We start from the raw sequence: 13,492 nt of genomic DNA, 5'->3' as shown, positions 1-13,492 counted from the left end.
GGCGCGTACCGTGGACGGGTTGAAAGGGGTGTCCCGGTGAGGGTGTTGGCAGCGATGTCCGGCGGGGTGGACTCGGCGGTCGCCGCCGCGCGTGCGGTGGAGGCCGGGCACGACGTGACCGGGGTGCACCTGGCGCTGGCCCGTAACCCGCAGACCTACCGCACCGGGGCGCGCGGCTGCTGCACGCTGGAGGACTCCCGGGACGCCCGGCGTGCCGCCGACGTGATCGGCATCCCGTTCTACGTCTGGGACATGGCCGACCGGTTCCACGCCGACGTGGTCGACGACTTCGTCGCCGAGTACGCCGCCGGGCGTACCCCCAATCCCTGCCTGCGCTGCAACGAGAAGATCAAGTTTGCGGCGGTGCTGGACCGGGCGGTCGCGCTCGGGTTCGACGCCGTGGTCACCGGCCACCACGCCCGGCTCGGCCCGGACGGCCTGTTGCGGCGCAGCGTCGACCTGCCGAAGGACCAGTCGTACGTGCTGGCCGTGCTCACCCGCGAGCAGCTCGACCGGTCGATGTTCCCGCTGGGCGACTCGACCAAGGCCGAGGTCCGCGCGGAGGCGGCCCGGCGCGGGCTGGCGGTGGCCGACAAGCCCGACTCGCACGACATCTGCTTCATCGCCGACGGCGACACCCGGCGCTTCCTCGCCGACCGGCTGGGCGAGGCGCCGGGTGAGGTGGTCGACGCGCTCACCGGGCAGGTGGTCGGCGCCCACAACGGGGCGTACGCCTACACCGTCGGTCAGCGGCGCGGGCTGCACCTGGACCGGCCCGCCCCGGACGGTCGGCCCCGGTACGTGCTCTCCATCACCCCGAAGACCAACACGGTGACGGTCGGTCCCGCCGAGGCGCTGGAGGTCGGCACGGTGCACGCCGAGCGGCCGGTCTGGACCGGTGGCCCCCGCCCGGACGGGCCCGTGGAGTGCGAGGTGCAGCTGCGGGCCCACGGCGACGTGGTACCGGCCACCGTCCGGGTCGACCCGTCCGGCCTGCACGCCGAGCTGCGTCGACCGGTCCGTGGCGTCGCCGCCGGTCAGGCCATCGTGGCGTACCGGCCGGACCCGGCCGGCGACATCGTGCTCGGCTCCGCCACGATCGCCTGAGCGGCCGGCGTCGACGCGGACGCTCGCCGGAGCCGTCCGACCCGGATCTTCCGGGCGGCCCGGGGGTGCGGAACGACCGCCGGGGCCGTCCGACGGGTTAACCTTCGGCCGTGACAGATCTTGCGTGGCCCTGGCCGGCGGGCGCGGCGACCGGCATCGGTTCGCTGCCCGGCACCGACATCGCCGAGGCCCAGCGGGTGGTACTCGGTGAACTGCCGGCCCTGCCGCACCTACCGGAACTGCCCGCCCGGGGACCGGGCGCCGACCTGATCGGCCGGACCGGTGGGCTCCTGGTGGAGCTGCCCGTCGAGCTGTACGCGGCCCGGTGGCGGATCGCGCTGCGTCCGGGCCGGGACCTGCGGCGGGCCCGGGACCTGATGGAACGGGACCTCGACCAGCTCACCGTCCAGGCCGAGGAGTACGCCGGGCCGGTCAAGGTGCAGGCGGCCGGCCCGCTCACCCTCGCCGCCGGGCTGGAACGGCCGCTCGGCGGGCGGATGCTGCGGGACCCGGGGGCGGTCCGCGACCTGACCGGCTCCCTGGCCGAGGGATTGCGGGGACACGTCGCCGACCTGCGGCGGCGCCTGCCGCACGCCCAGGTGCTACTGCAACTCGACGAGCCGTCGCTGCCGGCGGTACTCGCCGGACGGGTACCCACCGAGAGCGGGCTCGGGGTGTACCGGTCGGTGGAGGAGAGCACCGCCAGGGACCTGCTGCGTACCGTCGTCGAGGCCGTCGGGGTGCCGGTGGTGGTGCACTGCTGCGCGGCCGACGTGCCGCTGGAGCTGATCCGGTCCGCCGGGGCGGTAGCCGTGGCCCTCGACCTGGATCTGGTGACGAAGCTCGACCCGCTGGGCGAGGCGATCGACGCCGGGCTCGGGCTGCTGGCCGGGGCCGCCCCGGCCCTGCCGACGCCGGGTGGCCCGGCACCCACCTCGGCCCGGGTCGCCGACCGGGTACGACAGCTCTGGGACCGGCTCGGGTTCCCGCGTACCCGACTCGCCCGGCAGGTGGTGGTCACCCCGGCCTGCGGGCTGGCCGGCGCGACCCCGGAACACGTGCGGGCGGTGCTGGCCGCGTGCCGGGACGCCGGCCGCCGGCTCGCCGAGGAGTAGTCCACCGGACACCGGACACCGGACACCGGTGGCCGGCGGTGCGGTGGTGCCGGGTACCGGTGGCCGGATCCGCCGGCTGGCGGTGCTTGCGGCAGCCGGGCATCATGGCGACCATGATCGACACGCCGTTCCGGGCACCGTCCCGGCGGGCCACCGGCTCCCTCCTCGGCCTCGCCTACGGTGACGCGCTGGGCAGGCCGACCGAGTTCCTCACCGTCGCCGAGATCGAGCGGCGGTACGGCCCGGCCGGTCCCCGGGAGCTGACCGGTGACCCCGCGCTGGTCACCGACGACACCCAGATGGCCCTCGCGGTCGGTTGGGCGCTGTACGACGCCCCGACCGCGACCCCGGCCGACCTGGAACCCCGGCTCCGGGACCGGTTCGTGGCCTGGTCCGTGAGCCCGGAGAACAACCGGGCACCCGGCATGACCTGCCTGCGGGCCTGCGCCGAACTGGCCCGGGGGACCCGCTGGCAGCAGGCCACCGTGGCCGGTTCCAAGGGCTGCGGGGCGAACATGCGGGTCACCCCGGTCGGGCTGGTGACCGGGTACGACCTGGACACCCTCGCCGGGGTGGCCCAGTTGCAGGCCGGTCTCACCCACGGGCACCCGACCGGGCTGGCCGCCAGCGAGCTGACCGGGTACGCCGTCCGGGTGCTCTGCGACGGCGCGGGTCTGGCCGACCTGCCCGGCCTGCTCCGCGACCGGGCCCGGCAGCAGCACCGGGTCTACCGGGCCGACTGGCTCGGCGACCTGTGGCAGCAGCCGGGGGTGGACTCGCCGGCGGACTTCATCGCCCGGGGCTGGGACGAGTGCCTGACCGCGCTGGACCGGCTCGACGCCGCGCTGGCCCGGCCGGCCGACGGTACCGACCCGTGCCTGCTCACCGGGGAGGGCTGGATCGCCGAGGAGGCCCTGGCCACCGCCCTGCTCTGCGCGCTGCGGCACCCCGACGACCCGGTGACCGCGCTGGCCCGGGCGGCGACCACGGCCGGCGACTCCGACTCGATCGCGGCGCTGGCCGGGGCGTTCCTCGGCGCGGCCCACGGGACGGCCGCCTGGCCGGCCGGGTGGGCCACCCGGATCGAGTACGCCGACCAGCTCACCACCCTCGGCCACACCTGGGACCGGTAAGGAAGGGCCCCCTCTTATCGCTTTCGGTAGAGGAAGGGCCCCTTGTTAACAGGCAGGGCGCAACAGTGTCGGACCGGCCGGCTACCGTGCGGGGGTAGCGAGACGGAGGTCGCCGGTGTCCGAAGAAGCCATTCCGCAGCAGGTCAGCCCGGAGCAGGAGGCTGCCGCCGGGGCCGAGCCGACGGTCGAGGCCCGGGAGCGGCACGCCACCCTCAGCCAGGAGCTGACCGACCACCAGTACCGCTACTACGTGCTGGACGCCCCGGTCGTCTCCGACGCCGAGTTCGACACGATGCTGCGCGAGCTGGAGGCGCTGGAGGAGGAGTTCCCGGCACTGCGTACCCCCGACTCGCCCACCCAGCGGGTCGGCGGGACGTTCTCCACGCTCTTCACCCCGGTCACCCACGCCGAGCGGATGATGTCGCTGGACAACGCCTTCGACGACGAGGAGCTGGCCGGTTGGGCCGAGCGGGTGGAGCGCGAGGCGGGCGGTCCGGTGTCGTACCTCTGCGAGCCCAAGGTCGACGGCCTGGCGATCAACCTCACCTACGAGCGTGGGCGGCTGGTCCGGGCGGCGACCCGGGGCGACGGCCGTACCGGTGAGGACGTCACCGGCAACGTCCGCACCATCCGCGAGGTGCCGCACGAGCTGACCCCGGCGGACGGGTTCGGTACGCTGCCCGACCTGCTGGAGGTACGCGGCGAGGTCTACTTCCCGGTCGAGGCGTTCGCCGACCTGAACGCGTCCCTGGTCGAGCAGGGCAAGCCGCCGTTCGCCAACCCGCGTAACGCCGCCGCCGGCAGCCTCCGGCAGAAGGACCCTCGGGTGACCGCCTCCCGTCCGCTGCGGATGGTGGTGCACGGCATCGGCGCCCGGGACGGGTTCCGTCCGGTGGCGCAGTCCGAGGCGTACGCGGCGCTGACGGCGTGGGGCCTGCCGACCAGCGAGCGCTGGCAGGTGGTCCCCGACCTGGCCGGGGTCCGGGAGTACATCGCCTACTACGCCGAGCACCGGCACGACGTCGAGCACGAGATCGACGGGGTGGTGGTCAAGGTCGACCCGGTGGCCATCCAGGGCCGGCTCGGCTCCACCAGCCGCGCGCCGCGCTGGGCGATCGCCTTCAAGTACCCGCCGGAGGAGGTCACCACCAAGCTGCTCGACATCCAGGTCAACGTCGGGCGGACCGGCCGGGTGACCCCGTTCGCGGTGCTGGAACCGGTCCGGGTGGCCGGGTCCACCGTCGCGTTGGCCACCCTGCACAACGCCCGCGAGGTGGAGCGCAAGGGGGTGTGGATCGGCGACACGGTGGTCCTGCGCAAGGCCGGTGACGTGATCCCCGAGGTGCTCGGTCCGGTCATCGACCTGCGGCCGGACGACGCCCACCCCTTCGTCATGCCGACCACCTGCCCGGACTGCGGTTCGCCGCTTGCGCCGGCGAAGGAGGGCGACGTCGACATCCGCTGCCCCAACTCGCGGACCTGCCCGGCGCAGCTGCGGGAACGGTTGAGTCACCTGGCCGGTCGGGGTGCGCTGGACATCGAGGTGATGGGGGAGAAGGCGTCCGCCGCGCTGCTCGACTCCCAGGTGATCACCGACGAGGGTGACCTGTTCTTCCTCGACGCCGAGCGGCTCACCAAGGTGCCGTTCTTCGTCAACAAGGACGGCACCCTGGGCAGCAACGCCGGCCGCTTCCTGGACAGTCTCGCCGAGGCCCGGCAGCGTCCGCTGTGGCGGGTGCTGGTCGCCCTGTCGATCCGGCACGTCGGCCCGACCGCCGCGCAGGCACTGGCCCGGCACTTCGCCTCGATCCCGGCGATGGAGGCGGCCACCGAGGAGGAACTCTCCTCGGTGGAGGGGGTCGGCCCGACGATCGCGGCGAGCCTGAAGGAGTGGTTCGCCGTCGACTGGCACCGCGACGTGGTGGAGAAGTGGGCCAGGGCCGGGGTACGGATGGCCGAGGAACGGGCCGACGAGGGGCCCCGGCCGTTGGAGGGGGTGACCGTGGTGGTCACCGGTACCCTTGCCGGCTTCTCACGGGACCAGGCGGCCGAGGCGGTGCAGTCGCGGGGTGGCAAGGTCAGCGGCTCGGTCTCCAAGAAGACCTCGTTCGTGGTGGTGGGGGAGAACCCGGGGTCCAAGGCGGACAAGGCGGTCAGCCTGAAACTGCCGGTGCTGGACGAGGCGGGGTTCCGGATCCTGCTGGGCGAAGGTCCCGAGGCGGCCCGTGCCGTTGCGCAGCGTGATCAGGCTGACGCGGAAAGCAACGCCGGGTAAATATCGATCTTGTCGGGAAGTCGCCGCGTATACCAAGTTAATTACGACTACGTCCTATTCGCGGCTGTCGTACCACGCAGAACACCGTTCGCAGCGTTTGATGGGGGCACACGGCGCGGCAACCGTCGCGCCCCGGACCGCTGCGTCGGGAGGTCGGATGGAGCCGGCGGCCGTGCGGAACGTCGTACCCCGGAGTCGGGTCATGGCGTTCTTCGGCTTCGTCAGCGCGGTGGCCGCGGTGGCCGCCATCTCCGTCGTCGGGCCGCTCGCCGCGTTGCCCGACCGGCTGCCCGACCTGCCGGCGGCGTTCTGGACGATGGCCGCCCTGGCCGCCATCTGCGACATCCGGCCCTTCGCCGGGTCCGGCAGGCGGCAGAGCGCGCCGGTGTTCCCGTCGATCTGCTTCACCTTCGCGATCATGCTGGCCTGGGGCCCCGGCCCGGCCATTGCCGTGCAGGTGCTCACCGTCGCCGTCTCGGGGTGGCGCCTGCGGCACAGTCCGGGACGGATCGGCTTCACCGTGGCCCAGTACGCCTGCGCGTTCGCCGCCGCCGACCTGGTGCTCCGGCTCGCCCCCGGTGGTCCGTTCCTGGTCGACGGCCGCCCCGGCTGGCAGGACGTGGCGGTGATGACCGGCGCCGCGATCACCTGGTTCGTGGTCCGGTACGGCACGGCCAGCGCTGCGGAACGGCTGCGTCACGGCGGTCCATGGTGGCCGGAGTTCCGCCAGGGGCTGCCGTTCGAACTCTTCTCCACCGGGTCACTGCTGCTGCTCGGTCCGGTACTGGTCGCGGCGGCCCAGGTCAGTGCCGCGCTCATCCCGCTGATGCTGATCCCCCTGGTCGCGGTGCACCGGATGATGCGGCTCTCCACCGAGCAGACCCAACTGGCGGCGCTGGACCCGCTCACCGGCCTACCGAACCGCAAGGCGCTGCTGCGGGAGGTCGCCGAGCAGGTACGCCGGCATGCCGCCCTGGCGGCGAAGGGCGCACCCGACGCCCACCTGGCCCTGCTGCTGATCGACCTGGATCGCTTCAAGAACGTCAACGACGCGCTCGGGCACGCCGTCGGCGACCGGCTGCTGATCGAGGTCTCCGGACGGCTGACCAGCGTGGTACGCCCCGGTGACCTGGTCGCCCGGCTCGGTGGCGACGAGTTCGCCATCGTCGCGCCCCGGTTGGGCGGCACCGGGGACGCCCGGTGCCTCGCCGACGAGGTGGTCGCCGGGCTGGCCGAGCCGGTCGCGCTGGACGGCCTGCCGCTCGACGTGGGCGGCTCGATCGGCGTGGCCCTCTACCCCCGGCACGGCGAGGACTTCGAGACCCTGATGCGCCACGCCGACGTGGCGATGTACGAGGCGAAGCACCGGGGGGACACGGTGGCCGTGTACGCGGCCGAATCCGACCACAACTCCCCGGAGCGGCTGAGCCTCCTGGCCGACCTGCGCCGGGTCCTGGAGCAGGGGCAGCCGGCGGTCGACGTGGTGACGCTGACCGGTACCGCCCCGGTGCCGGCCGGCGGCGGGCAGCGGGGCGGATCCGGCGGGCGCGGCGGGCAACGGGGCGGGCCCGGCGGACGTAGCGGGAACCGGCGGTACTGGTCCGGCTGGCGTCGGCCGGCGACCGGGCCGGGCGTACCGCCCGACGAGTTGATCAGCCGGATCATCGCCGGTGCCGACCCGACCGGCCGGGGCGCGGCGCACCGACGGTTGACCACGGTGGGCGGGACGACCGTGCCGCCGGCCCGGGAGGCATCATCCGACGGACCCACCGGCCGGCAGGGGGCACCGGACGGACCCCCGGGCCGGGAGGCGGCGCCGGATCGGGCAGCACCGTCCCGTCCCGGGCGGCCCGTGCACGCCGAGCCCGGCCCGGCCGGGGACGTCGGCGAGATCACCATGTACTACCAGCCGCAGGTCGCCGTGGCGACCGGCGAGGTGGTCGGGGTGGAGGCGCTGCTGCGCTGGCGGCACCCCGTCCGGGGCATGGTCGACCCGGGGGAGCTGATCCGGGTGGCCGAGCAGAGCGCGGTGATGCGGCTGCTCACCCGGCGGGTCGTCGACGACGTGCTGGCGCAGTTGGCCCGCTGGGACGCCGCCGGCATCACCGTCCGGGCGGCCCTCAACGTCAGCGTCCGGGACCTGCACACCGGCGAGATCGCCGACCGGATCGCCGAGCTGCTCCAGCGGTACGGCCTGCCGCCCGACCGGCTGCAACTGGAGATCACCGAGGGCGCCCTGATGGCCGACCCCCGGCGGGTACTGGCCACCATCTCCCGACTGCACCAGATCGGGGTGGCGATCGCCCTCGACGACTTCGGCACCGGGTACTCCTCGATGCAGCACCTGCGCCGGCTGCCACTCTCCGAGGTGAAGATCGACCGGTCGTTCGTACTCGGCATGGCGGAGGACCCCGACGACGCCGCCATCGTCCGGTCGATGATCGAGCTGGCCGGCGCCCTGGGACTGCGGGTGGTCGCCGAGGGGGTGGAGGACGAGCGCACCTGGCGGCTGCTGCACGCGGCCGGCTGCGAGGTGGCCCAGGGCTGGTTCTACGCCCGGCCGATGCCGGCCGGGGAGCTGACCGCCTGGCTAGCCCGGTACCGGCCGCTGCGCCCCGCCACGCGATGACCGGTCGGTCGGTGTACTGAGCCCAGCTCAAAATTCTGGCCAAAGTCCACTTTTGGCTGATAGGTCGCCAAGAGCATCATCGAGGATCTCATCCTTGTAGGATTCTGTCTCATCGATCGGGAGGTTAGGCGAGGCGGAAAAGTTACGTAGTCGCCATATTGGCGACAGTCCTTGTGTTGGATAGTTCCACCGCTGCTTGGGCGGACTGCCGCACGGGGTCCTCGTCTGGGTCCGGACGTGTCTACGTGGGTCCGAGTCCGGCCGATTTTGGGGATAGTAATGGCTATGCCTCTTGGTCTTCCAGCAGCAAGACCTTCACCCTGCCGGCCAACGCCTGGGGGATGGGAAGCGGCTACTGCCTGACTACCTGGTTCGATTGGGCGGTCTCGTCCGGGCATTTTGACGCACGAGCCGCCCGTCTCTGCTACCGATCTGCCTCGCAGAAGGCAGTGACGTCAACCGACACGGCCAGTACTCGGGAGCAACCTGCGCGGTCGGTACTCAGGATGCGAACTTCAGCATTGGCTACAACAACACCGTCACCCGATACTGGGTGCGTGATGACAACGGCACCAATCGTTACCACGATGGTGGCGACCCGAGAAGTGCCCAGTTGAGTAGAGCAGTATGGATCATTCTCGTTCCGCCTCGACCGGGTTCTTCGGCGTTCTCGTTCGCTTGCCGGGCCGCCGTCGCGGTCTCGCTGCCCTGGTCGCATCCGGGCTTGCCCTGACGTTCGCCACGATCGGCTGTGCGTCGACCACCAATGTGGACGACGGCGTGGCCGCGGCCGTGGGCGCCGATCTGATCGATGTCTACGAGCAGATCAACGGAAACGTACGGCAGCGCGGCGCCTCCGAGGTGCTGACCTATGTCGCCTATCAGGAGCCAATCAAGAAGTGCATGTCGGCGGCGGGTTACTCGTACAGTCCGCCGCTGTTCTACGAGTCCTACCGTGGAGTGGCGCGCGTCACACTGCCCACGGGCGTGTCGGCGATCGTGGAACCAGGGGCGGAGTCGGTGCTGGCTCAACTGGTCAACTCCCTGGAGGCCGCTGCGGCGGTCCCGGAGCACCGCAATCCCGGGTTCGAGACGCTGCCCGAGGACCAGCGGCAGCTCTACCTGGCCAAGGTCGAGTCCTGTGAGCCGCCGACCGACACGTACGTGGACCGGTTCAAGCCTGCTGCCGCCGGTGCCGTCAGTGGCAGGTTCCACGACATGCTGGAAGACGTCGGCCGCGGCGAGAAGGTCGCCGCCGCCATGGAGTCGTACCCCGCCTGTATGGCGAAGCAGGGTGTGCCGGTGCAGGACCTGAACGAGTTGCAGTCCTCGGTACGCCAGCGCTTCATCGGCCCGGACGGTCAGCCGATCGGTCCCCGGTCTACGGCATGGCCGTCGGCCGTCACCTATCAGCAATCCGCTGTAGCGGCGGACAAGAGTTGTCGGGTTCCCGCCTGGCGTGCCGCCATGACCCGACTTGATCAGCTCCTGCCGGCGTTCGTCGAGACCAACGAGGCGCAGTTGGCCACCATCGATGGCGAATGGCAAGCCATCGAGGACGCGGCCGAGCAGGCCCGGGCGAAACTTCCGCTGTAGGCGGGCCGATCGACGCCCCAGTGTCGGGCGGGCACCACGGCGGAGGAAGCCGGCGGTGCCCGCCCGACACTGCTGTGTGGGCCTGGACGTATCCGGGCCGTTGGTCGGGAGCCGAACGCATCGCCGGACGGGTCGACACATAAACTCGGCGCGTCACCCTCTGCGCATCCGGCGCAGGTCGGCAAGCAGCAGATAGCCAGGAAGGGGTCGTCATGGCCGCCATCTCCCGCGAGGAGGTCGCGCACCTGGCGCGACTGTCGCGGCTCGCCGTGACGGAGGAGGAGCTGGACACCTTCGCCGGCCAGCTCGACGTGATCCTCCAGTCGGTCGCCCAGGTCGGTGAGGTCGCCGCGGCGGACATCCCGCCGACCTCCCACTCGGTGCCGCTGACCAACGTCCTCCGAGAGGACGTGGTGGTGCCCGGGTTGACCCCGCAGGAGGCGCTGTCGGGTGCGCCCGACGCCGAGGAGCAGCGGTTCCGCGTCCCGCGGATCCTGGACGAGGATGTGGCTTCATGACTGACCTGACCAGGCTCACCGCGACCGAGATCGCGGGGCTCGTGGCGAGCGGCGAGACCTCCGCCGTCGAGGTGACCCGCGCCCACCTGGCCCGGATCGCCGCCGTCGACGACCGGGTCAACGCGTTCCTGCACGTCGACACCGAAGGCGCGCTCGCGGCGGCCGGCGCGGTGGATGCCCGTCGGGCGGCCGGCGAGGAACTGGGCCCGCTGGCCGGCGTGCCGGTCGCGGTCAAGGACGTGCTCACCACGAAGGGCGTACCGACCACCGTCGGGTCGAAGATCCTGGAAGGCTGGCGCCCGCCGTACGACTCGACGATCGTGCAGCGGCTGCGCGCGGCCGGCACGGTGATGCTCGGCAAGACCAACATGGACGAGTTCGCCATGGGCTCCTCCACCGAGTATTCGGCGTACGGCGCCACCCACAACCCGTGGGACCTGGACCGGATCCCGGGCGGCTCGGGTGGCGGCAGCTCCGCCGCGCTCGCCGCGTACGAGGCTCCGCTCGCCATCGGCTCGGACACCGGCGGCTCGATCCGCCAGCCCGCCGCGGTCACCGGCACGGTCGGCGCGAAGCCGACCTACGGCGGTACCTCCCGGTACGGCCTGGTGGCGTTCTCCTCGTCGCTGGACACCCCCGGCCCGTGCGCGCGTACCGTGCTCGACGCGGCGCTGCTGCACGCGGTGATCGGCGGGCACGACCCGCGCGACTCGACCTCCATCCCGGCCCCGGTGCCGGACGTGGTGGCCGCCGCGAAGCTCGGCGCCAGCGGTGACCTGACCGGGGTGAAGCTCGGCGTGGTCACCGAGTTCTCCGGTGACGGCGGGGAGCCGGGCGTGCAGGCCGCCTTCCGGGAGGCGGTGGAGACGCTCACCAAGATGGGGGCCGAGATCGTCGAGGTCTCCTGCCCGCACTTCCGGTACGCGCTGCCCGCCTACTACCTGATCGCGCCGAGCGAGTGCTCCTCCAACCTGGCCCGGTTCGACGGGGTGCGGTTCGGCCTGCGGGTCGGCGACGACGGCAACCGGTCGCTGGAGGAGGTCATGTCGCTGACCCGGGAGGCCGGCTTCGGCCCCGAGGTCAAACGGCGCATCATGATCGGCACGTACGCCCTCTCGTCGGGCTACTACGACGCCTACTACGGGCAGGCGCAGAAGGTGCGCACCCTGATCACCCGGGACTTCACCTCGGCGTTCGAGCAGGTCGACGCGTTGATCTCGCCGACCACCCCGTTCGTGGCGTTCCCGATCGGCTCGCGTACCTCCGACCCGTACCAGATGTACCTGGCCGACCTCTACACCATCCCGACCAACCTGTACGGCGGCCCGGGCATCTCGGTCCCCTGTGGGCTCTCCGAGGGGCTGCCGGTCGGTCTGCAGATCATGGCGCCGACGATGGCGGACGACCGGATGTACCGGGTCGCCGCCGCGCTGGAGAGCGCCGTCGGCACCCTCACCCCGCCGGCCCTGTGAGGTAGGAGCTACCGATGACCACGACACTGCCCGCGTACGACGAGGTGGTCGCGCGCTACGAGCCGGTGATCGGCCTGGAGACCCACGTCGAGCTGGGTACGAACACCAAGATGTTCTGCGGCTGCCCGACCGACTTCGGCGGCGAGCCGAACACCCGGGTCTGCCCGGTCTGCCTCGGCCTGCCCGGCTCGCTGCCGGTGGCGAACAAGGCGGCCATCGAGGCGACCATCCGGATCGGCCTGGCGCTGAACTGCTCCATCGCCGAGTGGTGCCGGTTCGCCCGGAAGAACTACTTCTACCCGGACATGCCGAAGAACTTCCAGATCAGCCAGTACGACGAGCCGCTCTGCGTGGACGGGTACCTGGACGTCGAGGTCAACGGCGAGCTGGTCCGGATCGGCATCGAGCGGGTGCACCTGGAGGAGGACACCGGCAAGACGCTGCACGTCGGCGGCGCCACCGGCCGGATCCACGGGGCCACCGAGTCGCTGGTCGACTACAACCGGGCCGGCATCCCGCTGGTGGAGATCGTCACCAAGCCGGTCCCCGGTACCGGTGCGCTCGCCCCCGAGGTGGCCCGCGCGTACGTCACCGAGCTGCGGGACGTGATCCGCTCGCTCGGCGTCTCCGACGTCCGGATGGAGGAGGGCTCGCTGCGCTGCGACGTGAACACGTCGCTGCACCCGGCCGGCACCGCCGAGTGGGGTACCCGCACCGAGACCAAGAACGTCAACTCGCTGCGCTCGGTGGAACGGGCGGTCCGCTCGGAGATGCTCCGGCAGGCGGCGGTACTCGACGCCGGTGGCCGGATCACCCAGGAGACCCGGCACTTCCACGAGGACACCGGGGAGACCACCTCGGGCCGGTCCAAGGAGACCGCCACCGACTACCGGTACTTCCCGGAGCCGGACCTGGTGCCGCTGGCCCCGGACCCGACGTGGGTCGCCGAGCTGAAGGCGGCCCTGCCCGAGCTGCCCCGGCTGCACCGCCGCCGGCTCCAGCAGGAGTGGGGCCTGTCCGACCAGGACATGCAGTCCGTGCTCAACGCCGGTGCGGTCGAGTTGATCGAGCAGACCGTGGCGGCGGGCGCCAGTCCGGCGGCGGCCCGGAAGTGGTGGCTGGGCGAGCTGTCCCGGCGGGCCAACGAGACCGGGGTCGAGCTGTCCGACATCGGTGCCACCCCGCACCAGGTCGCCGAGCTCCAGGGCCTGGTCGACGCGGGCAAGCTCAACGACAAGCTGGCCCGTACCGTGCTGGAGGGCGTGATCGCGGGCGAGGGCACGCCCACCGAGATCATGAGCAACCGGGGGCTGGAGGTGGTCTCGGACACTGGTGCGTTGACCGCCGCCGTGGACGAGGCGATCGCCGCGAACCCGGACATCGCCGAGAAGATCCGCAGCGGCAAGGTCGCGGCGGCCGGTGCACTGGTCGGCGCGGTCATGAAGACCACCCGGGGCCAGGCCGACGCCAAGACCGTCCGCGAGCTGATCCTGACGCGCCTCGGCGCCGAAGGCTGACCGGTTGGGAAGGGCCCCTTCCTATCGTTTCCGGTATAGGAAGGGGCCCTTCCTAACACCCCGGGTCCACCGCAGCGCGAACAGTGCCCTCACCGATCTGACCGTGGTGGGCAGGGCCGGAACGCACTAC

General features: G+C 72.1%; 9 protein-coding genes. All 9 read left to right on the top strand.

What is annotated here, in order from left to right; all coding sequences use genetic code 11:
• Positions 1-36 precede the first annotated feature (36 nt).
• Positions 37-1,107 carry a tRNA 2-thiouridine(34) synthase MnmA gene (gene mnmA, locus GSF22_RS21105; RefSeq protein WP_208815461.1) on the top strand — a complete coding sequence of 357 codons (1,071 nt, stop codon included), beginning with the start codon at positions 37-39 and terminating at the stop codon, positions 1,105-1,107.
• A gap of 110 nt (positions 1,108-1,217) precedes the next feature.
• A complete protein-coding gene (locus GSF22_RS21100; RefSeq protein WP_208815460.1) occupies positions 1,218-2,222 on the top strand; it encodes a methionine synthase in 1,005 nt (334 codons plus the stop codon).
• 113 nt (positions 2,223-2,335) lie between these two features.
• Positions 2,336-3,355, top strand: coding sequence for an ADP-ribosylglycohydrolase family protein (locus GSF22_RS21095; protein WP_208815459.1), 1,020 nt, complete (start codon positions 2,336-2,338; stop codon positions 3,353-3,355).
• A gap of 115 nt (positions 3,356-3,470) precedes the next feature.
• Entirely contained in the window at positions 3,471-5,630 is a 2,160-nt protein-coding gene (gene ligA, locus GSF22_RS21090) for an NAD-dependent DNA ligase LigA (RefSeq protein ID WP_208815458.1), read from the top strand.
• 157 nt (positions 5,631-5,787) lie between these two features.
• A complete protein-coding gene (locus GSF22_RS21085) occupies positions 5,788-8,259 on the top strand; it encodes a putative bifunctional diguanylate cyclase/phosphodiesterase (protein WP_208815457.1) in 2,472 nt (823 codons plus the stop codon).
• A 627-nt stretch (positions 8,260-8,886) separates the two neighbouring features.
• Positions 8,887-9,855: a hypothetical protein gene (locus tag GSF22_RS21080; protein ID WP_208815456.1), complete on the top strand. Its 969-nt coding sequence runs from the start codon at positions 8,887-8,889 to the stop codon at positions 9,853-9,855.
• Between the two features lie 212 nt (positions 9,856-10,067).
• On the top strand, positions 10,068-10,373 hold the full coding sequence (gene gatC, locus GSF22_RS21075) for an Asp-tRNA(Asn)/Glu-tRNA(Gln) amidotransferase subunit GatC (RefSeq protein ID WP_091190253.1): 306 nt from the start codon (positions 10,068-10,070) through the stop codon (positions 10,371-10,373).
• Positions 10,370-11,845, top strand: a complete 1,476-nt coding sequence (gatA, locus tag GSF22_RS21070; protein WP_208815455.1) for an Asp-tRNA(Asn)/Glu-tRNA(Gln) amidotransferase subunit GatA — start codon at positions 10,370-10,372, stop codon at positions 11,843-11,845. The genes gatC and gatA overlap by 4 nt, the downstream gene beginning before the upstream one ends.
• A 14-nt stretch (positions 11,846-11,859) precedes the next feature.
• Entirely contained in the window at positions 11,860-13,362 is a 1,503-nt protein-coding gene (gene gatB / locus GSF22_RS21065) for an Asp-tRNA(Asn)/Glu-tRNA(Gln) amidotransferase subunit GatB (RefSeq protein WP_208815454.1), read from the top strand.
• Positions 13,363-13,492: the final 130 nt, after the last annotated feature.

The sequence above is a fragment of the Micromonospora echinofusca genome, assembly GCF_017614955.1.
Lineage (GTDB): Bacteria > Actinomycetota > Actinomycetes > Mycobacteriales > Micromonosporaceae > Micromonospora > Micromonospora echinofusca_A.
The sequence above is the reverse complement of the archived record's forward strand: the minus strand, read 5'-3'. Positions and strand labels throughout refer to the sequence as shown.

What these genes read in the sequence shown, in the direction of transcription:
- GSF22_RS21095 (WP_208815459.1), top strand. Translation starts at nt 2,336, where the DNA reads ATGATCGACACGCCGTTCCGGGCACCGTCCCGGCGGGCCACCGGCTCC.
- GSF22_RS21085 (WP_208815457.1), top strand. Translation starts at nt 5,788, where the DNA reads ATGGAGCCGGCGGCCGTGCGGAACGTCGTACCCCGGAGTCGGGTCATG.
- GSF22_RS21080 (WP_208815456.1), top strand. Translation starts at nt 8,887, where the DNA reads ATGGATCATTCTCGTTCCGCCTCGACCGGGTTCTTCGGCGTTCTCGTT.
- gatC (WP_091190253.1), top strand. Translation starts at nt 10,068, where the DNA reads ATGGCCGCCATCTCCCGCGAGGAGGTCGCGCACCTGGCGCGACTGTCG.
- gatA (WP_208815455.1), top strand. Translation starts at nt 10,370, where the DNA reads ATGACTGACCTGACCAGGCTCACCGCGACCGAGATCGCGGGGCTCGTG.
- gatB (WP_208815454.1), top strand. Translation starts at nt 11,860, where the DNA reads ATGACCACGACACTGCCCGCGTACGACGAGGTGGTCGCGCGCTACGAG.